This is a genomic window from Bradyrhizobium sp. Ses1 (assembly GCF_059512365.1).
In genome coordinates this window covers 13,914-39,801 of the sequence record NZ_JCAMOQ010000059.1, presented here as the reverse complement: position 1 = coordinate 39,801, position 25,888 = coordinate 13,914, and the positions used below count along the sequence as shown (strand labels likewise).

At 60.6% G+C, this 25,888-nt stretch carries 31 protein-coding genes and 4 pseudogenes; 15 read left to right on the top strand and 20 right to left on the bottom strand.

Annotated elements, in window-relative coordinates; all coding sequences use genetic code 11:
• The first annotated feature begins 49 nt into the window (after window positions 1-49).
• From rpsU to AC5ZG5_RS39380, 3 genes are all read left to right on the top strand, one after another.
• Window positions 50-340, top strand: coding sequence for a 30S ribosomal protein S21 (gene rpsU, locus AC5ZG5_RS39390; protein WP_456646188.1), 291 nt, complete (start codon window positions 50-52; stop codon window positions 338-340).
• Window positions 341-401: 61 nt separating this feature from the next.
• Complete coding sequence (locus AC5ZG5_RS39385; RefSeq protein ID WP_456646187.1) at window positions 402-695, top strand: hypothetical protein; 294 nt, start codon at window positions 402-404, stop codon at window positions 693-695.
• Window positions 696-979: 284 nt separating this feature from the next.
• Window positions 980-1,216, top strand: a complete 237-nt coding sequence (locus tag AC5ZG5_RS39380; RefSeq protein WP_130231058.1) for a hypothetical protein — start codon at window positions 980-982, stop codon at window positions 1,214-1,216.
• A gap of 312 nt (window positions 1,217-1,528) precedes the next feature.
• On the opposite strand, the gene AC5ZG5_RS39375 is transcribed toward AC5ZG5_RS39380, so the two are convergent.
• From AC5ZG5_RS39375 to AC5ZG5_RS39365, 3 genes and pseudogenes are all read right to left on the bottom strand, one after another.
• A complete protein-coding gene (locus tag AC5ZG5_RS39375; protein WP_130231064.1) occupies window positions 1,529-1,741 on the bottom strand; it encodes a DUF6894 family protein in 213 nt (70 codons plus the stop codon).
• 302 nt (window positions 1,742-2,043) lie between these two features.
• The gene (locus tag AC5ZG5_RS39370) at window positions 2,044-2,178 is read right to left on the bottom strand and encodes a hypothetical protein (protein ID WP_283813346.1); all 135 of its coding nucleotides are present in this window, start codon (window positions 2,176-2,178) and stop codon (window positions 2,044-2,046) included.
• Window positions 2,175-2,417: pseudogene (locus AC5ZG5_RS39365) on the bottom strand (SOS response-associated peptidase); the annotation flags it as partial. The gene AC5ZG5_RS39370 and the pseudogene AC5ZG5_RS39365, both read right to left, overlap by 4 nt.
• A 136-nt stretch (window positions 2,418-2,553) precedes the next feature.
• Here AC5ZG5_RS39365 and AC5ZG5_RS39360 point away from each other — a divergent pair.
• Window positions 2,554-2,841, top strand: coding sequence for a hypothetical protein (locus AC5ZG5_RS39360; RefSeq protein ID WP_130231060.1), 288 nt, complete (start codon window positions 2,554-2,556; stop codon window positions 2,839-2,841).
• Window positions 2,842-2,909: 68 nt separating this feature from the next.
• On the opposite strand, the gene AC5ZG5_RS39355 is transcribed toward AC5ZG5_RS39360, so the two are convergent.
• Window positions 2,910-3,857: a PhnA-like protein gene (locus AC5ZG5_RS39355; protein ID WP_456646186.1), complete on the bottom strand. Its 948-nt coding sequence runs from the start codon at window positions 3,855-3,857 to the stop codon at window positions 2,910-2,912.
• Window positions 3,858-4,111: 254 nt separating this feature from the next.
• Entirely contained in the window at window positions 4,112-4,606 is a 495-nt protein-coding gene (locus tag AC5ZG5_RS39350; RefSeq protein WP_456646185.1) for a DUF4142 domain-containing protein, read from the bottom strand.
• A 202-nt stretch (window positions 4,607-4,808) separates the two neighbouring features.
• Here AC5ZG5_RS39350 and AC5ZG5_RS39345 point away from each other — a divergent pair, with 202 nt between their 5' ends.
• Together AC5ZG5_RS39345 and AC5ZG5_RS39340 are read left to right on the top strand one after the other, a co-directional pair.
• Entirely contained in the window at window positions 4,809-4,958 is a 150-nt protein-coding gene (locus tag AC5ZG5_RS39345; RefSeq protein WP_496165512.1) for a hypothetical protein, read from the top strand.
• 98 nt (window positions 4,959-5,056) lie between these two features.
• The gene (locus AC5ZG5_RS39340; protein WP_165435436.1) at window positions 5,057-5,224 is read left to right on the top strand and encodes a hypothetical protein; all 168 of its coding nucleotides are present in this window, start codon (window positions 5,057-5,059) and stop codon (window positions 5,222-5,224) included.
• Window positions 5,225-5,572: 348 nt separating this feature from the next.
• On the opposite strand, the gene AC5ZG5_RS39335 is transcribed toward AC5ZG5_RS39340, so the two are convergent.
• Window positions 5,573-6,148, bottom strand: a complete 576-nt coding sequence (locus AC5ZG5_RS39335) for an NADPH-dependent FMN reductase (protein ID WP_456646184.1) — start codon at window positions 6,146-6,148, stop codon at window positions 5,573-5,575.
• Between the two features lie 96 nt (window positions 6,149-6,244).
• Here AC5ZG5_RS39335 and soxR point away from each other — a divergent pair.
• Together soxR and AC5ZG5_RS39325 are read left to right on the top strand one after the other, a co-directional pair.
• A pseudogene (soxR, locus tag AC5ZG5_RS39330) lies at window positions 6,245-6,688 on the top strand (redox-sensitive transcriptional activator SoxR).
• 90 nt (window positions 6,689-6,778) lie between these two features.
• Window positions 6,779-7,243 (top strand): annotated as a pseudogene (locus tag AC5ZG5_RS39325) (transposase); the annotation flags it as partial.
• Between the two features lie 253 nt (window positions 7,244-7,496).
• On the opposite strand, the gene AC5ZG5_RS39320 reads toward AC5ZG5_RS39325, so the two are convergent.
• Both AC5ZG5_RS39320 and AC5ZG5_RS39315 read right to left on the bottom strand, forming a co-directional pair.
• The gene (locus AC5ZG5_RS39320) at window positions 7,497-10,604 is read right to left on the bottom strand and encodes an efflux RND transporter permease subunit (RefSeq protein WP_130228593.1); all 3,108 of its coding nucleotides are present in this window, start codon (window positions 10,602-10,604) and stop codon (window positions 7,497-7,499) included.
• A 13-nt stretch (window positions 10,605-10,617) separates the two neighbouring features.
• Window positions 10,618-11,967 carry an efflux RND transporter periplasmic adaptor subunit gene (locus AC5ZG5_RS39315; RefSeq protein WP_130228594.1) on the bottom strand — a complete coding sequence of 450 codons (1,350 nt, stop codon included), beginning with the start codon at window positions 11,965-11,967 and terminating at the stop codon, window positions 10,618-10,620.
• A gap of 137 nt (window positions 11,968-12,104) precedes the next feature.
• Here AC5ZG5_RS39315 and AC5ZG5_RS39310 point away from each other — a divergent pair, with 137 nt between their 5' ends.
• The 3 genes from AC5ZG5_RS39310 to AC5ZG5_RS39300 all read left to right on the top strand — a co-directional run bounded on the left by AC5ZG5_RS39310 (window position 12,105) and on the right by AC5ZG5_RS39300 (window position 14,605).
• On the top strand, window positions 12,105-12,761 hold the full coding sequence (locus AC5ZG5_RS39310; RefSeq protein WP_130228595.1) for a response regulator: 657 nt from the start codon (window positions 12,105-12,107) through the stop codon (window positions 12,759-12,761).
• A gap of 21 nt (window positions 12,762-12,782) precedes the next feature.
• Window positions 12,783-14,099: an ATP-binding protein gene (locus AC5ZG5_RS39305; RefSeq protein ID WP_456646182.1), complete on the top strand. Its 1,317-nt coding sequence runs from the start codon at window positions 12,783-12,785 to the stop codon at window positions 14,097-14,099.
• A 149-nt stretch (window positions 14,100-14,248) separates the two neighbouring features.
• Window positions 14,249-14,605 (top strand): hypothetical protein, encoded by a 357-nt coding sequence (locus AC5ZG5_RS39300; protein ID WP_456646181.1) that lies wholly within the window; start codon window positions 14,249-14,251, stop codon window positions 14,603-14,605.
• An 18-nt stretch (window positions 14,606-14,623) separates the two neighbouring features.
• Here AC5ZG5_RS39300 and AC5ZG5_RS39295 read toward each other — a convergent pair whose 3' ends face one another.
• Entirely contained in the window at window positions 14,624-15,244 is a 621-nt protein-coding gene (locus AC5ZG5_RS39295; protein WP_456646180.1) for a LysR substrate-binding domain-containing protein, read from the bottom strand.
• On the opposite strand from AC5ZG5_RS39295, the gene AC5ZG5_RS39290 reads away from it, so the two are divergent.
• Both AC5ZG5_RS39290 and AC5ZG5_RS39285 read left to right on the top strand, forming a co-directional pair.
• A complete protein-coding gene (locus tag AC5ZG5_RS39290; RefSeq protein WP_456646196.1) occupies window positions 15,181-15,711 on the top strand; it encodes an NADPH-dependent FMN reductase in 531 nt (176 codons plus the stop codon). The genes AC5ZG5_RS39295 and AC5ZG5_RS39290 overlap by 64 nt on opposite strands.
• Window positions 15,712-15,776: 65 nt before the next feature.
• Window positions 15,777-17,108 carry an NAD(P)-binding domain-containing protein gene (locus AC5ZG5_RS39285; protein ID WP_456646179.1) on the top strand — a complete coding sequence of 444 codons (1,332 nt, stop codon included), beginning with the start codon at window positions 15,777-15,779 and terminating at the stop codon, window positions 17,106-17,108.
• Window positions 17,109-18,065: 957 nt separating this feature from the next.
• Here the strand turns inward: AC5ZG5_RS39285 and AC5ZG5_RS39280 are convergent.
• The 10 genes and pseudogenes from AC5ZG5_RS39280 to AC5ZG5_RS39235 all read right to left on the bottom strand — a co-directional run bounded on the left by AC5ZG5_RS39280 (window position 18,066) and on the right by AC5ZG5_RS39235 (window position 23,486).
• A complete protein-coding gene (locus AC5ZG5_RS39280) occupies window positions 18,066-18,674 on the bottom strand; it encodes a sll1863 family stress response protein (protein ID WP_456646178.1) in 609 nt (202 codons plus the stop codon).
• Window positions 18,675-18,805: 131 nt separating this feature from the next.
• Entirely contained in the window at window positions 18,806-19,021 is a 216-nt protein-coding gene (locus AC5ZG5_RS39275) for a hypothetical protein (protein ID WP_130228597.1), read from the bottom strand.
• A gap of 27 nt (window positions 19,022-19,048) precedes the next feature.
• A complete protein-coding gene (locus tag AC5ZG5_RS39270; RefSeq protein ID WP_456646177.1) occupies window positions 19,049-19,837 on the bottom strand; it encodes a 3-hydroxybutyrate dehydrogenase in 789 nt (262 codons plus the stop codon).
• Window positions 19,838-19,900: 63 nt separating this feature from the next.
• Window positions 19,901-20,691 (bottom strand): annotated as a pseudogene (locus tag AC5ZG5_RS39265) (acetoacetate decarboxylase).
• 29 nt (window positions 20,692-20,720) lie between these two features.
• Entirely contained in the window at window positions 20,721-21,893 is a 1,173-nt protein-coding gene (locus tag AC5ZG5_RS39260) for a DUF3734 domain-containing protein (RefSeq protein WP_456646175.1), read from the bottom strand.
• A gap of 39 nt (window positions 21,894-21,932) precedes the next feature.
• The gene (locus tag AC5ZG5_RS39255) at window positions 21,933-22,532 is read right to left on the bottom strand and encodes a PepSY domain-containing protein (RefSeq protein ID WP_456646174.1); all 600 of its coding nucleotides are present in this window, start codon (window positions 22,530-22,532) and stop codon (window positions 21,933-21,935) included.
• Window positions 22,533-22,555: 23 nt separating this feature from the next.
• On the bottom strand, window positions 22,556-22,837 hold the full coding sequence (locus AC5ZG5_RS39250; RefSeq protein WP_456646173.1) for a hypothetical protein: 282 nt from the start codon (window positions 22,835-22,837) through the stop codon (window positions 22,556-22,558).
• A gap of 58 nt (window positions 22,838-22,895) precedes the next feature.
• Window positions 22,896-23,114, bottom strand: coding sequence for a hypothetical protein (locus tag AC5ZG5_RS39245; protein WP_456646172.1), 219 nt, complete (start codon window positions 23,112-23,114; stop codon window positions 22,896-22,898).
• A gap of 19 nt (window positions 23,115-23,133) precedes the next feature.
• The gene (locus AC5ZG5_RS39240; RefSeq protein ID WP_456646171.1) at window positions 23,134-23,289 is read right to left on the bottom strand and encodes a hypothetical protein; all 156 of its coding nucleotides are present in this window, start codon (window positions 23,287-23,289) and stop codon (window positions 23,134-23,136) included.
• Window positions 23,286-23,486: a hypothetical protein gene (locus tag AC5ZG5_RS39235; protein WP_456646170.1), complete on the bottom strand. Its 201-nt coding sequence runs from the start codon at window positions 23,484-23,486 to the stop codon at window positions 23,286-23,288. The genes AC5ZG5_RS39240 and AC5ZG5_RS39235 overlap by 4 nt, the downstream gene beginning before the upstream one ends.
• Before the next feature lie 489 nt (window positions 23,487-23,975).
• Here AC5ZG5_RS39235 and AC5ZG5_RS39230 point away from each other — a divergent pair, with 489 nt between their 5' ends.
• Complete coding sequence (locus tag AC5ZG5_RS39230; RefSeq protein WP_456646169.1) at window positions 23,976-24,413, top strand: hypothetical protein; 438 nt, start codon at window positions 23,976-23,978, stop codon at window positions 24,411-24,413.
• A 56-nt stretch (window positions 24,414-24,469) separates the two neighbouring features.
• Window positions 24,470-25,066: a TetR/AcrR family transcriptional regulator gene (locus AC5ZG5_RS39225; RefSeq protein WP_456646168.1), complete on the top strand. Its 597-nt coding sequence runs from the start codon at window positions 24,470-24,472 to the stop codon at window positions 25,064-25,066.
• A 40-nt stretch (window positions 25,067-25,106) separates the two neighbouring features.
• Here AC5ZG5_RS39225 and AC5ZG5_RS39220 read toward each other — a convergent pair whose 3' ends face one another.
• A complete protein-coding gene (locus tag AC5ZG5_RS39220; RefSeq protein WP_456646167.1) occupies window positions 25,107-25,757 on the bottom strand; it encodes a TetR/AcrR family transcriptional regulator in 651 nt (216 codons plus the stop codon).
• Between the last annotated feature and the right edge of the window lie 131 nt (window positions 25,758-25,888).

Sequence of the window (25,888 nt, the reverse complement as noted above, 5' to 3'; positions counted from 1 at the left end):
GCAGCACTATAGCTGATCTGGTGCCCATAACTCGGAAGGAGCAGCAACTTTGCAAGTAATTGTTCGCGAAAACAACGTCGACCAGGCGCTTCGAGTTCTCAAGAAGAAAATGCAGCGCGAGGGCGTGTTCAGGGAAATGAAGCGCCGTCGCTCCTATGAGAAGCCCTCGGAAAAAAAGACCAGAGAGAAATCAGATGCCATCCGCCGCGCCCGTAAGCTGGCTCGGAAGCAGGCCATCCGCGAGGGGCCCATCGTCGTGCCACCCAAAAGGGAAAGGGTCGTGAGCAACCGTATGCAAACGCTGCCCGCCACAACAGCGCAGCCAACTAACGAGGTCTGAACGACGACGACGGAGGAACCTACGAAGGGGCGCTTCAGGGGCTGAAGATCAGGAACGGATCATGAAGTTGAATGAAGCCCAGATAACGAGAACGCTCTCGCAGTTTCAAGCGCAAGTGCTTGCTGAGGATCATCCGGCAGTCGCACAATTCCGCGAAATGTTTGGGCAGCACACTTTCTTTCTAGATGCCAGGGGACTGCACGTGTTGGAACTGCTCGAAATTCCTGGGATGGAAGCTGAGGAAGGAGAGGTAATAAGTCTCGCGGATTGGACTGATGAGGACTTTACGACATTGAGGACACATCGGCCCGAACCGACGGGCGTTGTTGTCCGCTTGAAAGAAGTTCAGCACTGAGACGACTTCGACGGGCGAAGGACGTGGCGCGCCTTGGTTGGATGAAGCCGCGGATCCTTTCCAAAATAACCTAAGTGAACCGCTGTCGTAGAGGCTACAAGCGTTCTGGCGCTAATTCACGATCCTACTTCGATATATCAGGCTGTCAGGGCGTTCAGCAAAATCGCGAGGGAAGCTGAAATTGGAACCGTCAGGACCGCCAGGAGTCGGTCGTGATCGCTCCTGGCAACCCGCTCCGCGAGACCGGCGCCGAGAGCTACTTAGGGGCCTTGGAGGAGGCAGAAATGACTTATACCCACGAATCGAAGAAGCCGACCGCGGCCCGGCGAGAGGCTCAAAAGGCCTTTAGGGAAGCGGATGCCAAGGTCGCGATGTCCGAGTATGAACGCAATCAAAAGGCGTTTCATGCAAACCGAGAGCGGTTGAGGTCGGAGCGACTGGCTCGCGAAGCGGCAGCAACAGCTAAAGCTGCACAGAGCGAAAGTGCTGACCATGTCAGAAAGAAGAGAATTGTATCGTAGTCCGAACGGAGACACGTGGTTCCTCGGACGCGAGCCTACAAATGGAAATGCGTTCATAATCCATCAGCCGAATGCGCCTTCCGGTGGTCGATTGTCACATATCGAGGTAGGCGAGTTCTTGCGCAGCGACGTCAAAGGACCTGAGCACCAGGCCCTCTTGCGCTTGATCGGGACGTTGGTCGACGTCCCGCCTTAGGCGTAGAACATCCAAGCGCTGCTGGCCTGACGGACGTCCCACGCGGTGCTGGTCCGCTCGTTCCTGGCGCTCGCCTACTAAGTGGCTGAGGCGGCAGAGCCGGTCGCACTCGATGTTCATCCTTCTTCGCTCGTGATCCTGATCCGGTAAAGCACGCGGTCGCCAGCCTTGACATCTAGGCTCCAGCTCTCCCCCGGCTGCAGCGAACTTTCGATGTCGCGGGTGAGCGACAGAGCTTCCCGCCAAGCGGCGCGATTGTCTCGAAGCTCCGTTCCGGTTTCGTCGCGAAACGGGAACTGTCCTTCGATATGAAAAAAGTAACGAGGCATTGACCGCAAACCACGACATTCCGACGGCAAAACGACGAGCTTCCGCAACCGTTCCTAAGCCGCTTTGCTATTAGGAACGTTAAACGAGTGGGGAATTTGGGCTTCTACGCAGGGCCCATTGGCGCGAGGGAGCGAGCGCACAGATCGGTGTGTCGGTTATGGCTGATCATGCAGAAATTTGTCGCACGCGAGCCGAGCAATACCGCCAACAAGCTGCGCAGACGGTTTGTCCGATAGACAAGCAGCAACTGCTGCGGCTTTCCGAAGAATGGCTGAGGCTCGCACAATCACCCGCGCTCGGCTCAGACGCGGACTTGGCTGCCGGCGGCCGTCAGCCTCGCGTAGGTGCCGCTCTCATGCATCCAGCCTCGATCGATTGCGAAGCGGCGCGCGGCTTTCTCCGGGTCGGCGTAGGGGCCGGGTTCGATGTATTTCATGCTGCGAGTTTATCTTCCTTGTCGGGGCCACGCATGACGATCTTCAGGGCGTCGTCTGGCAAGGGCCGCTGGAGAGCCTTGGCCTCATCCCATCGCGCGCCGAGCCAGTCGTCGCGTTCCTCGTCCGTCGTGAGGATGACCGGCATGGCCTTGTCATGGATCGGTTCTACGACAGCGTTCGGCGCGGTGGTCAGGAATCCATAGACTAGATGAGGGCCCGGGATCGGCTTTGACTTGGTGACCGCCGGATGGCGGCATGGCTGGTGTTTCGGGGCCATGGCACATTATAGGATAGAGAAAAAGCCGTGAACAAGCTTTGGAACCGCGGCCTACTACCGTCTGTTCAGGCTCATGAGCTGACTAAGAGGTGCGACCATGAAACGCCTCGGCATGGGCCAGATAACTCTCTTGGCTGTCCTATTCGGTATCTTGATCCTCACAGTCGTTTGGGCCGTCTCAGTATGGAATGAGAGCGGTGAGGCCGTCATGGACAAGCACGGCTGGATCGCGCTCGGCCTGGGAACATTCTTTTCCCTCTCGATCGGTTGCGGACTGATGGCTCTGATGTTCTTCAGCAGTCGCAGCGGACATGATGAGGTCGCCGATCCCTTCCGAAGACGGGAGCCACCTGAGTCAAGCGGCCGTGATTTCCCGTCTGGCTAGGACGGGTGGGTATTGCGGCCCCAGCGGGGCCGCGTCCAACGTGGGCTAGACGTCTTCTTCACATTATTTCAAGTGAATGATCGTACTGGTCCACGCGTCACCGTCGGCGTTACCGCACTGACCTGACCTGCAAAAAACGCCGCCAGAGCACCAAGCAGAAGAGCCAGAGCACCGAAGAGGGCACCGCGCGACACCGTCTTGGCCGTGGTATCAACCGCTTGCTTTGCTTGTTCTTTGGTTTTGGCGAGCGCTTCTCGGTACTGCTGTTGGTACTGTGCAACCTGAGCCTTGGCTTCATCGACGGAAATATTCTGCGCCTTGGCCAGAGCATCAGCAGCCTTATCCGTCGCAGCGGCCTGTTGTGCGGGGTCTCCCGAGAGCGCCGCACGAACGGCTGTTGCTGCGGCGTCCCGAAGTGCCGCGGGATCCCGGCCGCCGGAGGCACTGCGAACCCTGTTCTCGATGGTCGCCGCCGGATCGCTGATGGTGTTCAAGGAAGGCGCTGCGGTCTGGACCGCAGTTTGAACGGACCCGCCGACGGCTTTACCGGCTCCTCCCAGTGCTGACGATGCCGTGCTCAGGGTGCCGCCAATCAGACCCGAGGCTGCCGACGAAAGCAGGTACACGACGATGAGGGTGGAAACCGCCCACGCAATCAGACCGTGATACGCCGTCGTCGTGTGGGACGCCTTTCCTGAAAGCCGCCCAGCGATGTAGCCTCCGATTGCAGCCGCAACTATTCCGGAGATAACCCACCAGATACCAGCTCCAATGGAAAGTGATCCGGCGCTCGGAGTATCTCCCGCCGCGACGTCGATGGTCGACAGCCCTACGCCGATTCCAATCATGTTCAGGATCATTTGCATCACGAGAGCAATCGTGGCACCGGCCAAGACAGCACCCCAAGAGACCTCATTCAGCATGATGGTGCGGACCTCGTCGGCGGGAGCGACTGCACTCGCCTGGGGAGGATTTCGGTGGTCGCCTGGACGACCCACTTCCGGGGAATAAGCCATTTTGAGTGCTTCTAAAAAAGAACTTGGGTCCGTAACCTCCTCGTTCCAACGATGTTCCTACGCTTGCGAGATCGCTCCTGCGTCCACCTGACACAGGCAGACTGCGTTTCCACTCCAAATTCCAGGCGACCACGAGTCCCATTCAGGCGGGTGAGTGCGGACCCAACCCCACCTTGGGGAGCGGGGTTTGGCTCGGCACAGGTTCGAAGAGCGTTCGATGCCCAAAGCGAATGGTCGACCGTGGTAAGCGGACTCTATCGACCCGATATCCGCTTCGAGTTCAGCGATTTGGCCGTATCGAGGTGCTCCTCCAGCACCGGAATCTGGGCTTTGGCGTATTCCCCGGCCGCGTCGGACTGCTTCGCTGCCTTCTTGTGTTCTGCGATGTCCTTCTGATGATCGGCGACCATATGCCTCGCGAACTCCTGGTCGAATTTCGCGCCGGTCATTCTAGCCATCTTCTCATAGTCGGATTTCTGTTTGGCGTTTGGGCCGTCAGGTGGGGCAACGCCTTCGGATTTCGCCGCATCCATCGCCTTCTCGTTGGCGGCAGAATGATCGTTCGACAGAGTCTGTCCGAACTTCTTTACACCATCGCTTTGGCCGTTCTGCTGCGCGAGCTGCCCCATTTTAACTTCCGCGAAGTTACCTTCGATGGCTTTTTTCAAGAAGCGCTGACTAGCCGACTCGGCTGCATGGGCTGATGAGACCAGAAGCAGTGCAAAGGCGGTAATGGATAGAACCTTCATGGTCACCTCCGGCAATACACGCGCTCCCAACCTAAGAACCTGGCTCTTAGTTCCTAATCGAGCGTAGAGACCCAACTTCTAGAAGGAGCGTGCACCCACACATCAAGAAAAATTTCGTCACAACCAACGTGAGTAGGTTTTGTGGCGCATGTACAGGTCTGGGCTTCCGATGGCAGGTGGCTGGCGAGAGTGCTTACGTGTAATGTTCCGGTATTCGGAAGTGGGACAATCTTCGGCCGAGACCGCGGCACCGAAGAAACCGGCCAAAAAGACGAGGAAGGCGGCGGCCGGTCAGAAGGAGATGCTGATGCCGATCGCCGGCAAGAAGCCTGCGAAGGAAACGGCGGCGTAAGAAGCCCGCGTCCGGCCGGCAACGGAAGTCGGCGTGAGCGGCAAAGCACGCGCAGCAGGAGGTGGTATCCCTGGGGCAAACAACCCAAGGAGCAGTACATGAGCCCAATCTTTCCCGAAGAATTTTCGGCCAGGTTGACCGACCGGAATCCGTTCGCGATCATTGACGGCATGCCGCCTCGAGATCCCGACGAGGAGGAAGAGGAGGACGACGAGGACGAAGGCACCGACGAACCGGCGGTCGTGCGCGAGCCGGACGAAGACTAGATGAGCAGTCTTACTTCGTCAGCTCGCGGACTTCGCCTGGACTGAGATCCAGGGTCGCCTCTTGTTTCGGGGCTCAGGCGGTAGTCGGCGAGGGAGGCGGTCCAACTTTCCGGTACGGCGCACAACAGTAAGCGGTGTTTTCCTCGCACATTGACCAAGCGCGGTAGACCGTTCCGAAATCTACGGCTGCAACATCGACGGCAACACTGCGCCAAAGCAGACTTTTGTTTCTGCTCACCTGTGACCCAAAGTTTGAAGCGAGTGCCGTCGCCGTACCAACGATGGGCAGCGAAGCGCGGTACCCTGGCACGCTTCGCTGATTCTGAAGGAGGAATTCCCGCTAGGTGTTCAGGCGACCTTCGCCAAGTTGTCCTGACGTTCTTCGATGTTTGCAATAAGGTGCCGCACTGCCTCCAGCATGAAGTCCAAAGTATCTGTATCGACAAGCCGCCCGTCTTTCACTCGCTCATGAGCGGATGATATGACAATCTGCGGCCTGATGGTGATGTAGGCCCCGATGCCAATCAGCGTTTCAGTGAGCTGAGCTTGTGCCCGAACACCGCCCGTTGCTGCTGGGGATGAAGAAAGCGTAAGCGTGGGTTTGCCCTTCAATGAAGCTGAGCCGTAGGGGCGAGATGCCCAGTCTAGCGCATTTTTGAGCACGCCTGACATACCGTAATTATATTCCGGCGTCGCAAGAATGATGCCGTCGGCATAAGCAATTGCCTGCCTGAAATCCTGCACCGCAGCCGGCGGAGTGTGGTCATGGTCGCTGTTGTAGAGCGGAATATCATTCAGCGGGTAGACGAGCATTTTTGCCTCTTGGTCTACGGCCTCAGCGAGACTGTGAAGGATCGCGGTATTAAATGAGCCTGCTCTAAGGCTCCCTGAGATGCCGAGCAAACGGAGGGGCTGTGTTGACATGAAATCTCCTACGATGAGTTAGCCGTGACGGCTTGCAGGTGAAAGCCAACAAGGCTTATAAAACCTCATGTATAGATGAGGTCAATGGCGATAATCATGACACCTACAAAAATTCTCTCTGTCGGCGAAGTGGCACGGCGCAGCGGCGTGACCGTCGCCACCTTGCATTTTTACGAGTCTAAGGGGCTCATCAGATCGAGCCGCACTGCCGGAAATCAACGCAGATACGCGCGGCGGGTGTTAAGACGCGTGGCTGTGATCAGGATCGCTCAAAGAGCCGGTATTCCGCTCTCGATAATCAAGGAAAACCTCGACCGTCTACCCGAAGACACATCCCTTTCGGAGCGAGATTGGCATTAGTTTACGACGCAGTGGAAGGAAATGTTGAACGAACGCATTACCGGCCTGTTGCAGCTTCGCGATCAGCTTGACGATTGTATTGGCTGCGGCTGCCTCTCGCTTTCACAGTGCCCTCTCAGAAATACGGAAGATCATCTTTCTCGCGAAGGCGCAGGACCCCGCCTTCTTCTCCGTCGATGACTGCTTTGGGCAGATTTTGTTGAAAAAGGGCGCAGTTGCGACTCAGAGATAGCAGTGATTCAGTCTGTCTAATTGGCAGGACTGAAGATCATGATGGGACATCAAGTCGAACAGGCTGCTTTGTTCTATGAGTTCGCGCTCGAGAGGCACTTCCGACCCCTTACTTCGCTCGATCGATAGATTTGTCGATCTTGAACAGATTAGCAGGACCTGGCGCCCTTCTACAGTAAGATCGGGCGGCCTTCGATCGATCCTGAGCTGATGATACGGATGCTCCTGATCGGCTATTGCTTCGGCATCCGATCGGAGCGGCGGCTGTGCGATGAGGTTCACCTCAATTTGGCCTACCGGTGGTTCTGCCGGCTCGACCTGGACGGTGCGGTGCCGGATCACTCGACGTTCTCAAAGAACAGACATGGTCCTTTCCGAGAAAGCGGTCTCTTCCGTCGCGTGTTCGAGAGCGTCTTGCAACGTTGTATCGAGGAGCGGCTGGTCGGAGGTGAAGGATTTTCCGTCGACGCGAGCCTGATCAAGGCCGACGCCAATCGGCAAAAGGGGATTCATCTGGTCGATTCTTTTTTCCGACGGCGCTTCCCGCCCTTTTCGGCGCTGGGACCTTGAATCTCGGGAAGAGGTCGGCGTTCGAAAGGCCGACAAATTTCAGCACCGCAGATGGGAACTACCCGTCGCCTCGGCGCACTTGAGACACGTGCTTCAACGGCAGGCCCTACGTGAAGCGACCGCAGCGGACGACAGCAGGCCTGCCGTGGACGATTGAACGCGCGCGTCTCGGCATCGTCACCTGTCGTCACTCTGCCGGTTGCGGCGCGTGGGAAGCATCGAGCGCGTCCGCGCGAACGGAGCGGCGCGCTTGGCAGAACCAAGGATAGAGAGCAGGGAGCACCAGCAACGTGAGCAAGGTCGCGCTGATCAGGCCGCCGATGACGACGGTCGCGAGGGGGCGCTGCACTTCGGCGCCGGAGCTGGTCGAGACCGCCATGGGCAAGAAACCAAGGCTGGCTACGGTCGCCGTCATCAGCACGGGGCGCAGCCTCGTCATGGCCGCCTGCCAGGCAGCCGAAGCGGCAGCGAGACCCTCCTTACGCCGCTCCTCCATGTAGCTCACCATCACAACACCGTTCAGAATGGCGATGCCGAACAGGGCGATGAAGCCGATCGCGGCCGAAATGCTGAACGGCATGCCGCGCAGCGCGAGGGCGAAGATCCCGCCCACCGCCGCAAACGGCACGTTGAAGAAGATCAGCGTCGCGAGCCTCGCGCTGCCGAACATCAGATAGAGCAACAGGAAGATGACGGCGAGCGCCAGCGGGACGACGCTCGACAGCCGCGCCATGCCCTCCTGAAGATCCTGGAAACTCCCACCCCAGGAGATCGTATAGCCCGGCGGCAGGCGGACCTGGGCGGAAACCGCCTGCTGCGCATCGGCCACGAAGCTCGCAAGGGGCCGTGCGCGCACGTTGGCCTGCACCGTGATGACGCGCTTGCCGTCCTCGCGCTCGATCTGCGCGGGGCCGGGCTCCCAGCGGATGTCGGCTAGATCGCCGAGAGGCGCTGAAACGCCGGCGCCGTTCATCACGCGCAGCGTCCGGATATGGTCGATGCTGCCACGGTCCTGCGGAGCCAGGCGGACGCGGATATTGTACCGCTCTTCCCCATCCTTCATGGTGCCGACGGTGCGTCCGCCCAGAGCTTCGACGAGATCGAGCACCTGGGTCGCATTGAATCCTCGCCGCGCGATCGCGTCGCGATTGACGATGACGCGGAGATACGGCTGGCCAACCGTTTGTTTTGCCTGCACGTCGGCGGCACCGGGAACGGTCGAGACCACGCGCGCCACGCGGTCGGCGAGGTCGTGGAGTGTTGCCGTGTCGGTGCCGTGGACGACGATGGCAAGGTCCGCCATCACACCCTGCAAGAGGTCGTCCATACGCATCTCGATCGGTTGCGCCCAGCTTTGGCTAATACCAGGGACGCTCTGATCTAGAGCCTGCTTGTAAGCTTCAATCAGCCCAGCCTCGGTTTGCGCGGTGCGCCATTGTGATTTCGGCTTCAGCGTAATGAAGGTGTCGCTTTGCTCGATCCCCATCGGGTCGGTCGGTATCTCCGAGCTGCCGCCGAGTGTGGTGACAGTCTCGACTTCGGGGAATTTCTTGAGCGTCTTCTCCACCATGGTCTGGGTAGCGATCGCGGATTCGAGCGAGATGCCGGGCAGCTTGGTGGTGGTGACGGTGAGGGCGCCTTCCTCCAAGCGCGGCAGGAACTCCGCGCCGAGACGAGAGCCGATCATGAGGGCGCCGCCCAGCATCAAGGTCGCCACGAGAATGGTGATTCCGGGATGGCGCATCGTCCTCGTGAGCACGGGCGCGTAACCGCTCCGGGCAACGCCGATGATCCGGCTGTCGCGCTCGGCGACCGGCTTGCGCAGGAAGAACGAAGCGAGCACCGGCATCAGCGTGAGTGTTAGTACGAGCGACGCGACCAGCGCGAACATCACGGTCAGCGCCATCGGGCGGAACATTTTGCCCTCGACTCCCTGCAGGCTGAGGATCGGCAGATAGATCAGCGAGATGATTGCGACCGCAAAGGCGACCGGGCGCGCCACATCATGCGCGGCCTCGCGCACCACCTGCTCGACCGGGAGAGATGACGCCTCCGCACGACGGCGCACGATGTTCTCGATCATCACCACCGCGCCGTCGACCAGGAGGCCGAAATCGATCGCGCCGAGGCTCATCAGGTTGCCGGAGAGGCCGGCGAAATACATGGCCGTGACGGCGGCCAGCATCGACAGCGGGATGGCCAGCGCCACGATGACGGCGGCGCGGAAATTGCCCAGCAACAACAACAGAACAATAATGACCAGGAAGGCGCCTTCGGCCAGGTTGTGAGCCACCGTCTGCAGAACGCTGTCGATCAGATCGGCGCGGTTGTAGTAGGGAACGACGCTGACGCCAGGCGGCAGCGTCTTGTTGATCTCTTGCACGGCGGTTGCCAGACGCTGGGCGACCACGCGCGTGTTCTCGCCCAGCGTCATCAATGCGACGCCGACCACCGCCTGGCCGTCGCCTTGGCTCGTCACCGCCCCGAGCCGCGGCATCGGCGCCTCGACCACCTCGGCAACGTCCTTGACGTAAAGCGGCGTCCCGCCAGCTGCGGTGCGCAGCACGATGTTGCCGATGTCGCCGAGCGATTCTAGCAGCCCTTCGCCGCGGACGACGGCCTGCTCGCCGTTGCGCGCGATCGTCGCGCCACCAATGGCACGATTGTTCTGAGCCACTGCGTTGTACATCTCCTCGATGGATAGACCAAAGCGCATCAACTCGGGTTCGGAAACTCGGACCTCGTAGGTCTTGAGTTCGCCGCCGTTGACGTTGACCTCGGTGATGCCGGGGACCAGCTTGAGCTGTGGCGCAACCTGCCAATCCAGGATCGACCGCAACTGCATGAGCGAGTAGTTCTTGCCCTCAACCCTGAATTGGTAGATCTCGGAGAGGCCGTCGGAGAGCGGGCCGAGCCTGGGCGCTCCTGCTTCTGCAGGGAGCGCTGTCTGACTCAGCCGCTGCGCAACAAGCGTGCGGTCGGTCAAAATGTCGCCGCCATCGGCGAACTTCACATAGATGACAGACAGTCCATAGCGCGAGATCGAGCGGTAGCTCGTCATACCGGGCAGGCCCTGCAGCGCCAGCTCGATCGGCGTGGTGATCGAGCGCTCCACGTCCGGCGGAGCCAAACCCGGTGCTTGGGTGGTGACCAGCACCTGCAGCGGCGAGATGTCAGGGTCGGCGTCAAACGGCAGGCGTTGCATGCTCAAAAGACCGGCGGCGACAAGCCCGGCAATGAGGACGAGGACGAGCATACGGTTGCCGAGGGCGGCATCGACGATCCTGTTGATCATGGCGATGTCTGCCTTAGCCCTGGTCCGGAATAGTGGACTGCATCAGAGCCGCCTTGAGCCAATAGCTGCCCTCGCCGACGACCGGCGTGTCCGCCGCAAGGCCGCTCGTGATCTGGGTCTTTCCGTTTGCTACCTGGCCGGTACGAACCGCACGCCAGGCGAACTGGCGGTCTCCCGCCGGAATGAACACGACGCTCTGCCCGTTGACTTCCTGCAGGCTTTCGCTCGGCACCATCACAGCGTCGCCGCCCTGCGGCGAAAGGATGGTAACGGTCGCGAACATGTTGACGCGCAACGCCTCGTCCGGATTTGGCACCTCGCAGCGTACTTTAGCCATTCCGGTCGCCGGCTCGATCGCGTCGGGGATGTAGGTGACACGGCCGGTAAACACTCGCCCGGGAAAAGCCTTCACTCTCACTTCCACGGCATCCCCGACCTTGATCGTGCCGAGATCCCTTTCCGCCACGTCGGCCTGAATCCAAACGGTCAAGAGGTCGGATACGGTCAGGATCGAGGTTGCCGGATCGACGATTTCCCCTTTCGCAACGGAGGCTGAATCAACCACGCCGGCGAATGGCGCGACAATGGCGCCCCGCGTGTCGAGCGTTGGCTGATCGCCGTCGGGGGCTGCCCCCGCGGTGCCGGCGCGCATCGGCAAGAACCGGGCCTCCTCTTCCCGGTACTGCTGCAACTCGGCTTGCTTGGTGCGGAGATCGGCTTCCATGGTGGCCACGGTGGCGCGCCGAGTCTCAACCTCGGCCTGCGTGACGAGGTCGCTGCGAATAAGGTTTGCCGCGCGGTCGTAAGCAGCATTTGCCGCTTTGAGTTGCGCCTTTGCCTGATTGAGTGCCGCCTCGGCGCCAAGAACCCTGCTATGGGCGGCACTGAGGTCGAAATTGTCGAGGACGGCCAACCGCTGACCTGCAACGACCCGATCGCCGGCGTTTACGTCGAGCGCCTCGATCCGGCCGCGCGCCATGGGCCTTATGCGGGCAAGGTGGAGCTGATCATATCCGACGCTACCCGTCGCCGACACGGCACGCACCAGCGGACCGGACTTCGCCTTTTCGATCTGCAATTGCACGTTCGCGAGCTTCCGCTCCGAGAGAGTAATTGTTGCTGGCAGTTCCGGATCGGCGACAACTGCCGCGGGGGCGCTCACGGACGCCGCGATCGAGGCGAAGGGCAGCAAGCGGCCCGCCGCGAATCCCGTAGCTAAGGCGATAGCGACCGTCGCGACGCTGAGGAGCAACCGGGGCTTCGCAAGCGTCGATGCCCCACGAAAAGGCACTGAGCCATGGTTGGACCCCGACCCATTGATCGCGAATACGTGAGCTGTGCGTGATAGGCTCGTATGGTTCATGTTCACTGTCCGACAAAAATCGTTGGCCGGGATCGTTAGCGGGCTTTTCTGACGCGGGCCTGAAGCCTACTCTCGGTCGCGTTCAGGCTGGCTTCAGCTTTCTGCTGCAATTGGCCTTCATGACCACGAGTGGGCCTATGCGAGTGTTGCTGGTTGAAGACGAGCCGCATCTCGGATCCGCTGTGCAGGAGCATGTTCGCGCGGCCGGACACGCCGTCGACTGGTTCGAGCGGTTGGAGCTGGCGGAGCACGCGGTGCGCACAGTGTCTTACGATGCGCTGCTGCTTGATCTGCACCTGCCCGATGGGCGCGGACTGGATTTCCTGCGCAAACTTCGCCGCCGCGGTGACGCGCTGCCGGTCGTGATCCTGACCGCGCGCGATCTCGTCAGTGACCGGATCGAGGGGCTGAAAGCGGGAGCTGACGATTACATCGTCAAGCCCTTCGACCTCGACGAAGTGAATGCACGTCTGGAGGCCGTCAGCCGCCGGTATTTCGGCAACTCAGTGCCGGTCGTTCAGGTGGGGCCGGTGGAGCTGGAGTGGGAATCGAAAATCGCGCGGCTGGACGGGCGATCCGTCGAACTGAGTGCGCGGGAGTGGGCCGTGATCGAAGTGCTGGGTCGGCGGCGGCAGTCCACGGTGTCGAAGGAGCAGATCGAGGATGCGCTGTACGCATTCGGCGAAGAGATCGAGAGCAACACCATCGAGGTTTATGTCAGCCGCGTTCGCCGCAAGCTCGGGCGCGATTTCATTCGCACGATACGCGGTCTCGGCTACCGCTTGGGAGACTAGGACGTGGCAGGCAGGAGTCTGGTGTCGCGGCTGATCTGGGTCTTGAGCTCGTCAATGGCGGGGCTGTGGCTGCTGGGCAGTGTTGCTGCTGGCACGCTGACGATATTCGAGGTCCACGAGCGGCTCGATGATGCGATCGAGGAGGTCGCGCAGCGGCTGGTGCCCGCCACCTACGATGCCACCCAGCAACCGCAGGCCATGCAGCAGATGGCCAAGCGCCTCGTCGCAACGATGGATCCAAGAGCCCTGGCCTATCAGATCGTCGGTCCGGCGGGCGAGATCGTCATGCGCTCCGAGAACGCGCCCGCGGTGCCGTTTCCGGTGCCGCGCCAGGCGGGATTTCACGACATCCCGCAATACCGGGTCTATTCTCAACCAGCGGCTGTCGATGGCTACTTCATCCAGGTTGCCGAGCCTGCCATGCACCGCTCCGAATCGCTGCGGCGCGCCGTCGCACTTACGGTCGGACCGCTGTTGCTGTTCCTGCCGCTGTCCTGGTTCTTGATCCGCTGGGCTGTGTTCCAGAGCATGCGCTCGCTGGAGCGGTTGCGGAGCGAGATTGGCCGCCGCGACGGCTCCAATCTGTCGCAGATTCCCGATATGGGCCTGCCGACGGAGCTCGCGTCGATGCTGGCGGCGGTGAACCGGCTCTTGGAGCGGCTGGAGCGTGCGCTGGCTACAGAGCGGCAGTTTGCAGCAAACAGCGCACATGAATTGCGAACGCCAATCGCGGCCGTGCTGGCCCAGATGCAATTATTGTCGGCCCAGCTCGCCGGCACGCAGCACGCAGAGCGCGCGGCGCGTATCGTCAGCCAGATAAAAGGGCTCAGCGGCCTTGCCGAGAAACTGCTGCAACTGTCACGGGCCGGGGCAGGCATCGGCATGCTGCGAGAACGCATTGATATGCTGACAGTCGTGCAGGTCTTGGTCGATGAGTTTCGCCGTCGCGAGGACGTGGGCGCCAGGTTGGTCGTCACCGCCGAATGTCCAGACGAATTTATCGTGCAAGGGGAAATCGACGTCCTCGGCATAACGCTCCGAAACCTGATCGAGAATGCCGTCCGCTATGGCGCCCCCGAAGAGCCGATCGAGATCGTCATCGGCCGCGACCGGCAGATTCGCCTGCTTAATGGCGGTGCCGTCATTCCGGCTGAGACACTCGAGACTTTGAAAAAGCCTTTTGTCCGTGGCTCCTCGGTCGGTGCCGGCGGCGGTCTCGGGCTCGCCATCGTCGACAGTGTTATGAAACAGATTGGCGGCAGCTTGACGCTCATTTCTCCCGTGATGGGTCGTAGCGCCGGCTTCGAGGCACGGTTGGTCTTCCCTGAAACGATCTGAAGTCTACGTCGCATGCGACGAGATGAGGTAACGACGACGTTATCCGGCTCCGACGTCGGAGCGTCAGCGATCTGTTCAGCTAGACGTCAGGTCTTCCTGCCATGTCCACAGCGTCTGAACGCTGGTGGGCCAATTGCAGGATGTCTCGAATGAAATTGATACAGATCTCGGCAACCACCATCGTGTTGACGTTCACGTATCCGGCTATTGCCGTGCCGGTCGTACCGCCTGATCCTCCCTTCAGTGCGGCGCGCATCGAACGTCTTCCTCCCGAGGTAAGAAGGGTGGTTCTTTCGAGATGCGGCGCGCACGCGGAAGCCGGCCACTATTTCGCGACATACGACAATCATTCGAACGTAATCCGGCTCGACTACTCGGCCCTTTACTGCCCGAGTGCGCCGAAGGTGTGCGATGGGCCGGCCTGTCTGCTGCAAACTTATGTGCTTCACGGCGGCAAGTATGTCTTGTCGCAGTCCCGAAGCTACCATCCGCCCTTCTCGCGATAGAAACGGCGACAATCAGACTTAGGTATCGCTGTTCAACAGCTTCAGAAAGGTACGGGCCGCGTGGTCGGGCGGTCCCGGGTTGTCTGCGTCTTCCGAAGCGAGATAAGCCACGACCAATTCCCAGCAGATTTCAGGCTCGGCGAGCCGGGCTATTCCAAGCGAGGGCTGGCGTGCTTCTGCAATCGCCTCGGGAAGAAGAGCAATTCCCATCCCCCGCCTTACCAGCTCAAGCAACGTCTCGAGATCGCTGACTTCGAATGCGATATGCCGGCTGATGCCAGCCCCGAAAAATCCCTGATCGACTAATTTTCGCGTACCCCAATCGGGCTCGAAATCGACAAAAGGCTCATCCTTCAGACTGGCGAGGGAGACGTTACTCGCGTCGGCCAAGGGATGGTTCGGAGCACATGCAACGACAAGGGCCTCGCAGGCGATCATGTCGGCTTTGATGTCGGCAGGGGATTCGCCCATCGGCAAGAATGCTAGGTCGAGCCGGCCGCCTCTGACCCTTTCAATGAGCTCTGTTGCACTGCCTTGACGCAATCTGACCTCGACTCCGGGATGCTCGGCGTGAAATCGCTCGCAAGGCCTCCTATTCAGCCGCCGTATTGTCCAGCCTTCGAGATCATCTTGCCCCAATGGCAACGCTTGAGATTCGTGATCTGCGGCTGCCGCTCTACAGTGAAGATGACGATGGGGCAGCCACGCCGGGGGAGGTGCGAGACTTTCGGCAAGCCATAGATGCCAGCGACGGCGTTGTCATTGTCACGCCGGAATGCAATCACGGTATTCCCGGCGTGCTGAAAAACGCGCTGGACTGGGCGTCGCGTCCGTTCGGGAAATCTGTGCTGATCGGAAAGCCTGTCCTTGTCATGTCGGTTTCGCCGGCCTTCACGGGTGGCGTGCGTGCCCATGCACAGCTCAACGAGACGCTGCTCGCGATCCAGGCGCGCATTGTCCCTGGTCCGCAGGTTGTGATCGGCGGCGTCGCCGAGAAGATAAACGACGGTGTTCTGGTCGACGAGGCCTGCCAGCGGTTTGCGCTGGCTGCGATTGATCGTTTGCTCGCGATGCCGCGTACGATCAACGGATCGTTGCCAGCCTAGTTGTGCTGCGGCGCAATCCGAAGCTGATCGCTCGTGGCGAATGCGAACGACGGAGGAGCGAAGTTATGAAGGTTGGTTTCATAGGATTGGGCCAGATGGGCTCCGGCATGGCGGCGTCTCTGCTGAACGCCGGGTACGAGGTCACCGTCTACAACCGCACCCCATCCAAGGCGGACGGGTTGGTGAGAAGGGGCGCCATTCCTGCCAAGCACGCATCGGATGCGTGCGCCGGAGACGTGGTCATCACGATGCCCGCCAATGATGCCGCGGTCGAGAGTGTCGTCTATGGTAATCAGGGGCTGCGCGCCAGTCTCCGCAGGGGCGCCGTCCACATTTCATCAAGTACGATCAGCGTGGCTCTTTGCGAACGACTTGGCGCCGACCATCTCGCTGCCGGCCAGCGCTTCGTTGCGGCGCCGGTGTTCGGGCGTCCCGATGTCGCCGCGGCCGGAGAACTGACCGTTGTTGCCGGCGGTAGTCCGGATACCATCGCCGAGGTGAGTCCGGTGCTGGAAGCAATCGGCCGACGGACCTTCGTGATCTCCGATCAGCCGAAGGCAGCCAGCCTCCTCAAGCTCAGCGGCAATTTTCTCATCGCCTCGGTCATCGAGGCTCTCGGCGAAGCCATTGCGCTCGTGGGGAAGGAGGGCATTGACCCGGAGCAATATCTTGAGATTTTGACCTCAACCCTCTTCAGCGCTCCTGTCTACAAGACCTACGGAAAACTGATCATCGAGGGGAAGTTCGAGCCGCCGGGTTTCGCTGCACCGCTCGGCTACAAGGACATCCGGCTCGTCCTCGCCGCCGCCGATGAACTGCGCGTTCCGATGCCGCTTGCGAGCCTCTTGCGAGATCGGTTTCTGACCTTGTTCGCGCACGGCGGTGATAAGCTTGACTGGTCCGCAATCGGCCGATTGGCCGCGCGGGATGCCTATTGCGACGAACTCTGCTCCTGGTCGCCGATAACCCTGCGGCTCCTAAAGCGAGGTCTGGTCAGAGGGGTCGAATGCATCGACATGGAGAGCCAGCTCCGGTTCGAGCTCGCCAACATCCGTCGTGCCTTCGCGAGTGAAGACGCTCAAGAGGCCCGGCGCGCCTTCAAAGCGAAGCGGTCGCCCAAATTCGTCGGCAATGAGACTTCCCGTCCCACCAAAGGTGCTGCAGGAGCGAACGTAATGGATCACTCGTCCGCGGAGGGTAGAACCGCATCATTGCCCGCCGCTGACAAGCTGCGTAAGGTGCGGTCGCAGTTGGCGCTCGAAATCGCGGCGCCCGACGCGGCCATCGTAGAAGCGTGGGGTGACGATGTGCAGCAGATGGCATCGATCGTTGAGGGCAAGCGGGTGATACTCCAAATTTCGGATGATGCGATAGATCGATCGTCGGCAGCCGGCTGATCGAGCGGCGGATCGGGAAATTCAGGATGCACTGGTCGGCAGGCTGGACGAGTCGACAGGCATGGCACTTGCGCGGATCTAGCGAGTGCGAGCACTTCTCTTATCCGCTTGAAAGCGGACCTTGAGCGGGCGGGGTCTGAGGTCAGCTAAGGGCACGATCCGAATTGACGGAGAGGGCAGCTTACGAATGCGGAGCGGACCTGTATGGCAGTGGGAGGAGCGGCCCGGGACCAAAGGTCTTTTCCTGATCTCTGACGGTATCTGCAGCTCTGTGCCAGTCGAGCTGTGTCGTCTTGATTGCGCACGCGGCGCGCCATCTAGTCGATAGACTCCGATGGTGGCGGAATTGCCAATGCTTCGTGAGGGCCAATTATTTCTGTGAATTCAAGACCGAAAAAATTGCGGCGGGTATGCCGTCGGCATTTGTCCGTCAAACTTGAAAATTTGTGCTTGTAAATCAACGACGAAACGTCGTTCGAAATGATAGAGTGGGAGTAGTGTGGCTGGCTACTTTCGCGGGGTTTTTCGTAGGTTTTGGTGGGGCAGTTCTCCAGCTCCTTTCATATAGGCCAGTACTTAAGCTATCGCGCTCTGACCTTCATCCTGCTTTCGCGAACTGTGTATTGTGGGGCATTCTAGCGTGCAAAAGGACGGAGCTGGGAGGGCCTAAGCCTGAGTTGAAGGAGGCAGCACTCTTGGCGCAAACCGGACGTTCGGCCCGCATGTCCCAGAAGCGTATACAAGGTGAACCATGTATTTTGAGCTTCTCTCATAGCCGCCCTTCGGTGCGGCCTCGCTGAAGCGGTTTATCGTTCTCGCAACACTCCCGTTTACCGGACACGAACAGCAGGTCGGCGCGCTGGTTACATTGAGTGCCTAGCACCTGGCTCTGTAGGAGCGCATGGGCCGACCTGCCAACGCCGGATCGATGATGTCACGTGTTGATCCGAGGGAGTGTTAGCTCTTCGAGCCAGAGCCCCTCAGCGCATTCCAAGCTGCCTGATTGGCCTGATCGAACGCCTTGCGGGATTCCGCGAGCGCTGCGCTTAGAACGGACCATGACTCGCCACCGGCCTGCTTCAGCTTCTGCAGACGAGCTTCCGCTTCGGATGCATCGGATTTCATCTGCTTGAGGGCGGCATCGAAGTCCCCGGCGTGACTTGCGGCCACCTTGCTGGCCGCCTCACGGAACTTGTCGGCGGCCTCGCGCCAGGCCTTTGCCTGCGCGGCGGCGATGTCCTTGAAGGTGGCCTGCTGCTGCTCGACCTGCCTGCCGGCGCTTTCGAAATAGATCTTCATCCGCCCTTCGAAGCCAGCCCATTGCTTCTCGAGCTCCGTCCTGCTGCGTGCCAAGGCCGCTTCGCCGGCTTCGGCTTGTGCCTTGAGCTGCACCTGGAATTCGTCGCGGCGCTTCTTCAGATCGGCGATGATCTGCTCGGCCTTAATCTTGGATTCGGCCTTGGCCGCGCCGACCCTCACGTCGAACGAGGCGAGGGCGGCATCCATTTCGTCGATGCGCTCCTTGGCCCAATTCAGATACAAATGCGTGCTGCTATGCTCTGGCATGACTGTCTCCGTTGACTGTTCGAATTGGATGATCTCCTGGTTCGGCTTTACTGATGTTGACTTGGGTCAACAGCCGGTTCGTTCTCTGTCGCGTCCATCAGGCCGCGAGACAGGGAAGCAGCCTTACCTCTTCATCCCGGGGCATTGGACCGAGTGCGCGGCGGTCCTGAAGCAATCGCCGCATAGAAGTCGCTCGGAGCCCTCAGCTCGGCATCGGGGGGCGGCACATCCGCATTGAAGACCTCCTCGCCCATGCGCAGGGCGTTGACCAAGCGGTTATCCTCTTCGAGATTGAGCTCAGAAACGCGCCTAGTCTCCTTTAGCCTCGTTTCTTCAACTACAGCCATGATTGAAAGCTCCATGAATTGAACGAACTACGCGGCCGTCCAGCCTCCATCCATCGAGAGGTTTGCGCCGGTGATCTGCGCAGCGTCGTCGCTGCACAGAAACAGCGCGAGCGCAGCGACCTGCTCCACGGTGACGAACTCCTTCGTGGGCTGCGCGGCGAGCAAGACATCGTTGATGACTTCGTCCCTCCGCATGCGACGAGCCGCCATCGTGTTCGGGATCTGCTTCTCCACGAGGGGCGTCCAGACGTAGCCGGGGCTGATGCAATTGCAGGTAATCTTCGAGCGCGCGAGCTCCAGCGCCACCGTCTTGGTGAGGCCCGCAATACCGTGCTTGGCCGCGACATAGGCGGACTTGAAAGGCGAGGCGACCAGCGAATGCGCCGAAGCCGTGGTGATGATGCGGCCCCAGCCGCGCGTCTTCATACCCGGCACCGCCGCGCGAATGGCGTGGAAGGCGGCGGACAGGTTGATCGCGATGACCGCATCCCACTTCTCGGCGGGGAACTCTTCGATCGGCGAAACATGCTGGATGCCGGCATTATTGACGAGGATGTCGACGCTGCCGAAAGTGTTCTCTGCGAGCGCGATCAACTCGGCGATCTCGCTCGGTTTGGTCATGTCCGCGGGCGAATAGATCGCCTTGACGGCGAAATCTCGTTCGATCGCAGTCCGGGCCTTCTCGACATCGGCAGGCGCGCCCATGCCATTGATCACGACGTTGGCGCCGGCGCTGGCGAAGGCCCGCGCGCAGGCGAGGCCAATCCCGCTGGTCGAGCCCGTGACGACCGCGGTCTTACCGTTCAGAATTCCCATCTCTATAGTTCCTCTTAGATGCTGATAGGGTCGCCGCTCCCGGGTCGCGGCGCGCAGTTGAAATTAAAAGACCAAGGCTCTCTCACGGGCTCGAATCGAGCCGCGAGCCGGCTGTCCCAGATAGTCGTGCATCACCGTCCCGAGCCCGAGCGTGAGGTCAGCACGGATGTGAACGGCGGCGACGATCTCCAGTACCGGCAGTTCTGCTACCGGCGCTAGTGCGTGTGGTGAGAGCGCCAAGGCCGCCGGTCCGGTCCAGGCGCCCTTCAGCACGATGTCCTCGAGATGGTACTGAACGAGCTCGCAGATGCGTGGGGTGCCGTCGACGTGCGGGATGATCTTGAGCAGGAAGTTCGGCTCCTTGAGAGCAGCGTTGACGTTCGCCAGATCGGCCTCGCGGTGCTTGTAGCCCATCGTGCCCGTGGCGACCCGGAGCGGGCCGTAATCCAGCGTACCGATCAGCGTGTCGATCTCGGTTCGCAGGTCGGTTGCGCAAGCTTCTTCGGAAAGCCCCAGAGCTCGCGTCCGCCCGCAATCGGTCCTTCGTCGTTGAGAAACATGCAATGTGTGTAGCCGCCCTTGCGTCCACGGAAGGAGACGGGGATGACCTGTCCGCTTTCCGTGTAGTCGCCAAAGCCGTTGGAATCGGGCATGCGGATGAACTCGTATTTGACGAGAGCTTCTCGCTCGTCGACCTCGAGCGGATCCGGAACCACTGCCCGGAGCTTTGTCGGATCAGTACGATAGGTGATGATCAGGTATTCGCGATCGACGAACCGGTATGGCCCGGGTGGATAGGCCGGGTTGGTCAGTGGCATTGCGAAGGCTCGTTGTTTCACATCTGTCTCGCGCATTTGGGTTATCTCCAGGCGATGAGGTTGGGTTACTCGCGGCCGTCATGTTCGAGATCGAAGGTGAAGACCCCGTCGGGACTCGATGGCCGGGCGAGCACCTCGGGATGGCGCAGAGTGCGCAGAGCGTCGTGGTAGCCGGCTTGCCAATGGTCCTGCATTGACAGGCGCGAGAACTCGTAATCCTTGGAGTGCCCCTCGTGATTACGCGCGCGATAGATCAGGTGGACGATATTGTAGACGTTCCGCGAGACCGCCGTGTTGAGCAGTTTCACGGTCTCATGCTGACTGAGATCGTCGGGCAGCCTCCCCAGTAGATCCGTTAGTGCGCGCCGCAGGCGCTGCACATGCTTGAACTGGTCGGTGCTGGCGCGCGTGCGGCTCGAATACTGGATTTCCTTGTGCCGCGTGACGACCTCAGCCATGTTGCGGGGAAGTTGACCGCGCGCGCTCCAGAGGTCGACCTGGAATGCGAGCATGTCCTGCGGAGCATCAGATTCGATTACCCATTGCAGCGGCGTGTTTGAGACGAGACCGCCGTCCCAATAGTGCTCGCCCTCGATCTCCACCGCCGGAAAGCCTGGCGGCAGTGCGCCGCTCGCCATGATGTGCTCCGGCCGGATCGTATGGATCGTGTTGTCGAAATAGACGAAATTACCCGTTCGGACGTTGACCGCGCCGGCGCTGAAGCGCGTCAGACCGGCATTGATACGATCGAAGTCAACCAGGCGCTCCAGCGTGGTCTTGAGCGCGCACGTGTCATAGATGCTGGTCGCATCGCTGGCTCCGCCGGGCTGCAGCCAGGGCAGAACGGGACGGGCAGAGAAGAATCCGGTAGCGCCACACGTGGCCGCCAGACCGGCGCTCATCTGGTTGATGAGGTTTCGCGTATTGTCGCTCCGCGTCCAATCCAGGAAGGGATTGCCGGACCAATCCCAGGGCGCGGTCGAGGTGACTTGGGTCCAAAAATCGCGCAGGCGGTCAACACGGGACTCGGGCGGGTTGCCGGCGATGATGGCGGCATTGATGGCCCCGATCGATATGCCAGCAACCCAGTCGGGATGAATGCTGGCTTCGGCCAAGGCTTCGTACACGCCCGCCTGGTACGCGCCAAGCGCACCTCCGCCTTGCAGCAGCAGCGCGATGCAGTCGAAAGGAAGCTGCCGTTGTGCCGATGATAGCTGTGATCGAGGCTGGAAGTTCATGGCTTGTGTGCTCTTTGAGTGCTGATGAACATGCTCGTGTTAATGGCGACTCGTGTCTTGCTTTCCGATCTTGGGAGGCTCGAGCAGCACCTCCTTCAAATGGTCCCCGGAGGCGACGACGATCACGAAGTTGAGTTTGCCATCCTGTCGTATCAGTCCACCGGCCAGCGCGCTGCCGGCCGCGGCTTTCTCGGCGACCTGCACGGCATCGGACAATTCGGGCTTGATCCCCTTCAAGGCAAGGATGTTGGCGAGGTCCTCCCGATCGAGTTCCTGCAGCGACGACGTCATCTCCTTCCCGGTAATGCTCTCGGTATTTGCGTCGATGGCGTTCTCCCAAACGTGCTCATTCCGGGTCGTGCGAACGCGGTAGACGGGCTGGCTGTCGATCTCGAAGCTGATGTAGGCGGTCTTCGAACCGTCATGCAGGCGCTCCGCGATCGCGATCGCCCGGCTGAGCGGGACGCGTATCGTGCGGAATTCCGAGAGAACGCGCTGGATAGCGGCCTCCTCGGCCTGGCTTTGCGCGCTCGTGCTTCGGCTGTCTGCAGCTGCAGATTTTTGAACGTCAGCGACGGCGGCTGTCGCGGCGAGCGTGGCGGACCACATGATCAGGGCAAACAAGTGCTGCTTCGACATCGGATCAATCTCGGTCTGGTTGGTCAATCGCCTGCGACGGCCGTGTGAGCGACGACGATCTCCTTGTCGGAGAGTGTGAGCGGCGACTGATTTGTATCGATCACGACGCGCTCCGGCCCCTTCACGTCCGAGTCGATGCGGATCGGAGGCCGCGCAGTATCCGGCTTTGCGAAGCGGCTTGGCGGTTGGGCCGGGAGCACCCAGCCGCTCGCCCAAAGCAAGCAGAGCAGGGCGCCGCCGACCGACAGAAAATAGCCGCACAAGGGAAGGGCGGTCCCGTTCGATCGGCTCGCGTGCATTGACATGACGGATCGTCGGCTCACGGCACGCGGCTCCCGACAACGGCATTACGTTGTCGCATCGTCAGATACTCCACGGGCGCAGATGCCGGCGCGCACGTTCGGCATCGAGATAGCCGCGCTCGTCGGGCCATTCGGTTGGACAATAGGCTGCGGCCTTTGGATCGATCATGAGTCCGTCACGCTGGAGCGCTGTCCGTGTTCCGGTCACACCGGTCCACACGACTTCGCCGCTGGTCCGGTCCACTTCCATCCCGTCAAAGACTTCGATGAAGTTCAGCATCTCGGTTCCCACTTCTTCCTCACGCCGTGTGCGTCAGCGGGTCGATTTCATCAAGCGCAATGCCTCTGCGCGCGAGCTCGGACTCGATCACGTCGAACACGCATTCGACCGGCGCGATCCAGACGTTGACCCAGTAGATGATGCAGTCGCGGGCGATCAGCAGGGGCGGCGTCATGCGACCGTCCTCCGCTCCAGCCCGACGGTGCTGGGCTGGCGCGCGGCGAGCGTATGAGCCCACGCGATCATCGCGATCGTGACGCCAAGCAGCACGCTCAGTGCCACGAGGCACAATGCGACAATGACGTTCAGCGATGCGGCGGCGAGGCCGGGCAACGGATTTTCGCGTATCAACGCGAACAGCAGTGTTGACATTCCGCGCCTCCTTAATAAAATACACCGTATAGTTCATATAAATCACGCGCCAGTGCCTGAGTCAAGACGAGTGCGTCACAAGCGCGTGTGCAGGATCAAGGTGGCGAGGCTCCGCCAGGTTCAACCAGAAGCCTCGAGCAGAGAAGGGATCTGGCATGACGAGATTGATGCCGGCGTTATTCGCAGCGGCCGTAGTCGCGCTTGGCAGCGCAGCAGGTTTTGCCCAGGAGAACCAGGGCACACTCGAGCAGCGAGCGGCTTGCACCCCCGACGCCTTTCGCCTGTGCAGTGCCTACATTCCCGATCCATCGGGAGTCGAAGCGTGTCTGCGCCTCAGGAAATCGGATCTGAGCGAAGGCTGTAAGGCTGTGTTCGAGCAGGCATCCACCGGATCAGTCAGGGGCAGATAACGAACGACGTTGCGGCGTGATGTGACCAGGCACTGCCTTGAACCACATCCGCACTGCGACAGGAGACAGGAGCGATCTTATGAGCACGGTATACATCCCGGCCTTGGCTGCCTTCGGCGGCTCTGCGTTCGGCGCGGTCTCGACCATCGTCAGTGGATGGTTTAGCGGACGCCGAAGGCGTCGCGAGCGTCATCATGCCCGCTCGTTTTCGAAGCGCGAACAATTGTACCATAGCTTCATCGAGGAGGGATCACGGCTCTATGCCGAGGCCCTGGTCAATGATCAGGCCGAAATTCCGCAGTTGGTCAGCCTCTATACGCTGATCGGACGCATGCGGATCTTGTCGAGCAACGAGGTCGTTCAGGCCGCCGAGAGAGCCGGGCACCTGATCATCGAAGCGTATCTCTCGCCCAATCGCACATTCGTCGATCTCCCCAAATTCATCGAGGAGATGGATCCCTTGCGCGATTTCGGAGAGGCCTGCCGCCGCGAGTTGGTGAACCTTCCGGCGGAGTGAGCGACGTTATGCGCGAAGAGATTGACGACCGAACGAGGAGCGCTCGCCGAAGGATCGTGCAGGCTGCTATCCATCTCTATCGCGAGATGGGACACAACAAGACCACCGTCGCCGATATTGCGCGGCACTTGTCGATGTCCTCAGCCAACGTCTATCGGTTCTTTCCCTCGAGGGGGGCGATCGAGGAGGCTGTGGTGCAGGAGGTGCTCGAGGAGACGGTCAGTGCCGCGGCCGAAGCGGCCCGCGCCAGTGGGCCAGTGCTACGGCGCCTGGCCGCAATCCTGAAGGCCATCGCCGACTGCAATGAAGCTCGACCGGCGAAGCATCGGCGACTGCAGGATTTGATAACTCTGGCCGTCCGTCAAAACTGGACGGTCATCCTCACCTACGACGACAGGATCCGAGGGCTGGTGCGACCGATCGTCGGCGCCGGGCAAGCACGCGGCGAACTGCAGGGCGGCAGTCCAATGGCGCTGACCTGCTGCCTGCTGGAAGCCATGGATGTCTATCTCAACCCATCGCGGGTCGGGGCTGCGACGCTGCGGCCAAGCTTCGACGAGATGTTGAGATTTTGTACGGGTGCTTTGCGTCGTGGGCCATTCCTGCAGCCGGCCGAGATGACAGCTCACGTGCAGCTCAAGGCCGCCGGCTGATGCGAATGCTTCCAGGCCAAGCGTCCAAAGCAGACACTTACTATGACCAGTCCGTTTCGCAGGCTGCCAGGAAAAAGCCGACGCGCTCGCGCACGAAGCCCGGAAGTTCCTTCTTCAGGTCCTTCTGAGTTTCACCGACCAGCGACCGGAACAGCATCGGTAGCAGAATCAGGTCGAGAAAAATCTGCGCGGTAGCACGGCTTCGCTTGGCGCTGAAAGGGCCCCTCGGGGTGCGCGCGAGTCTTTGCGTGGCGTCGTCCAGCAGTTGGGATACCGCGGCGAGCGAGCGATCGCGCGCAGCGTCGTGCACGTTGCGGCTCAGTTCGGGAAAGCGCTGCGATTCCGCGATCGTCGCGCGCACCATGCCCAATGACTCTTCGATGACCCTGTCGACAAGGGTTGTGCCGAGGCTCATCAACTTGTCCTCGATGGTGCGGCCTTCGGGCGAGAAGTCCTCGAAGTCCATCAAGCCGTCGACGGTGCGGGCCACCACCGCCGCGAACAACGCTTCCTTGCCGGGGAAGTGGGCGTAGATCGTCGGCTTGCTTGCAGGCGCAAGCTCGGAAATGTCGTCGATGCTGGCGCTGCGATAGCCCTTCTCCAGAAACAGCTGCTGGGCTGCATCGAGAATGCGCGCCGGCGCGTCGCCGGCCAGATCCTTGGGCGGTCTGCCTCGCTTCGTCTTCTTCATTGTGGGTCCTCCGAAATCACGAGTCTGTGCGCGTCGCTTTCCCACTTGACATGGCTCGCGAAGAAAGGCAAGAAAAAGAAAATATACGGTATAGTTTATTTATCCGCCAGCTCATCGTGTTTCGTGAGCCT

Bases quoted from the DNA above. Each gene is read 5' to 3' on its own strand.
- AC5ZG5_RS39385 (WP_456646187.1), top strand. From the start codon at position 402: ATGAAGTTGAATGAAGCCCAGATAACGAGAACGCTCTCGCAGTTTCAA.
- AC5ZG5_RS39380 (WP_130231058.1), top strand. From the start codon at position 980: ATGACTTATACCCACGAATCGAAGAAGCCGACCGCGGCCCGGCGAGAG.
- AC5ZG5_RS39375 (WP_130231064.1), bottom strand. From the start codon at position 1,741: ATGCCTCGTTACTTTTTTCATATCGAAGGACAGTTCCCGTTTCGCGAC.
- AC5ZG5_RS39370 (WP_283813346.1), bottom strand. From the start codon at position 2,178: ATGAAATACATCGAACCCGGCCCCTACGCCGACCCGGAGAAAGCCGCG.
- AC5ZG5_RS39360 (WP_130231060.1), top strand. From the start codon at position 2,554: ATGAAACGCCTCGGCATGGGCCAGATAACTCTCTTGGCTGTCCTATTC.
- AC5ZG5_RS39355 (WP_456646186.1), bottom strand. From the start codon at position 3,857: ATGGCTTATTCCCCGGAAGTGGGTCGTCCAGGCGACCACCGAAATCCT.
- AC5ZG5_RS39350 (WP_456646185.1), bottom strand. From the start codon at position 4,606: ATGAAGGTTCTATCCATTACCGCCTTTGCACTGCTTCTGGTCTCATCA.
- AC5ZG5_RS39345 (WP_496165512.1), top strand. From the start codon at position 4,809: ATGTTCCGGTATTCGGAAGTGGGACAATCTTCGGCCGAGACCGCGGCA.
- AC5ZG5_RS39340 (WP_165435436.1), top strand. From the start codon at position 5,057: ATGAGCCCAATCTTTCCCGAAGAATTTTCGGCCAGGTTGACCGACCGG.
- AC5ZG5_RS39335 (WP_456646184.1), bottom strand. From the start codon at position 6,148: ATGTCAACACAGCCCCTCCGTTTGCTCGGCATCTCAGGGAGCCTTAGA.
- AC5ZG5_RS39320 (WP_130228593.1), bottom strand. From the start codon at position 10,604: ATGATCAACAGGATCGTCGATGCCGCCCTCGGCAACCGTATGCTCGTC.
- AC5ZG5_RS39315 (WP_130228594.1), bottom strand. From the start codon at position 11,967: ATGAACCATACGAGCCTATCACGCACAGCTCACGTATTCGCGATCAAT.
- AC5ZG5_RS39310 (WP_130228595.1), top strand. From the start codon at position 12,105: ATGCGAGTGTTGCTGGTTGAAGACGAGCCGCATCTCGGATCCGCTGTG.
- AC5ZG5_RS39300 (WP_456646181.1), top strand. From the start codon at position 14,249: ATGAAATTGATACAGATCTCGGCAACCACCATCGTGTTGACGTTCACG.
- AC5ZG5_RS39285 (WP_456646179.1), top strand. From the start codon at position 15,777: ATGAAGGTTGGTTTCATAGGATTGGGCCAGATGGGCTCCGGCATGGCG.
- AC5ZG5_RS39280 (WP_456646178.1), bottom strand. From the start codon at position 18,674: ATGCCAGAGCATAGCAGCACGCATTTGTATCTGAATTGGGCCAAGGAG.
- AC5ZG5_RS39275 (WP_130228597.1), bottom strand. From the start codon at position 19,021: ATGGCTGTAGTTGAAGAAACGAGGCTAAAGGAGACTAGGCGCGTTTCT.
- AC5ZG5_RS39270 (WP_456646177.1), bottom strand. From the start codon at position 19,837: ATGGGAATTCTGAACGGTAAGACCGCGGTCGTCACGGGCTCGACCAGC.
- AC5ZG5_RS39260 (WP_456646175.1), bottom strand. From the start codon at position 21,893: ATGAACTTCCAGCCTCGATCACAGCTATCATCGGCACAACGGCAGCTT.
- AC5ZG5_RS39255 (WP_456646174.1), bottom strand. From the start codon at position 22,532: ATGTCGAAGCAGCACTTGTTTGCCCTGATCATGTGGTCCGCCACGCTC.
- AC5ZG5_RS39250 (WP_456646173.1), bottom strand. From the start codon at position 22,837: ATGTCAATGCACGCGAGCCGATCGAACGGGACCGCCCTTCCCTTGTGC.
- AC5ZG5_RS39245 (WP_456646172.1), bottom strand. From the start codon at position 23,114: ATGCTGAACTTCATCGAAGTCTTTGACGGGATGGAAGTGGACCGGACC.
- AC5ZG5_RS39240 (WP_456646171.1), bottom strand. From the start codon at position 23,289: ATGACGCCGCCCCTGCTGATCGCCCGCGACTGCATCATCTACTGGGTC.
- AC5ZG5_RS39235 (WP_456646170.1), bottom strand. From the start codon at position 23,486: ATGTCAACACTGCTGTTCGCGTTGATACGCGAAAATCCGTTGCCCGGC.
- AC5ZG5_RS39230 (WP_456646169.1), top strand. From the start codon at position 23,976: ATGAGCACGGTATACATCCCGGCCTTGGCTGCCTTCGGCGGCTCTGCG.
- AC5ZG5_RS39220 (WP_456646167.1), bottom strand. From the start codon at position 25,757: ATGAAGAAGACGAAGCGAGGCAGACCGCCCAAGGATCTGGCCGGCGAC.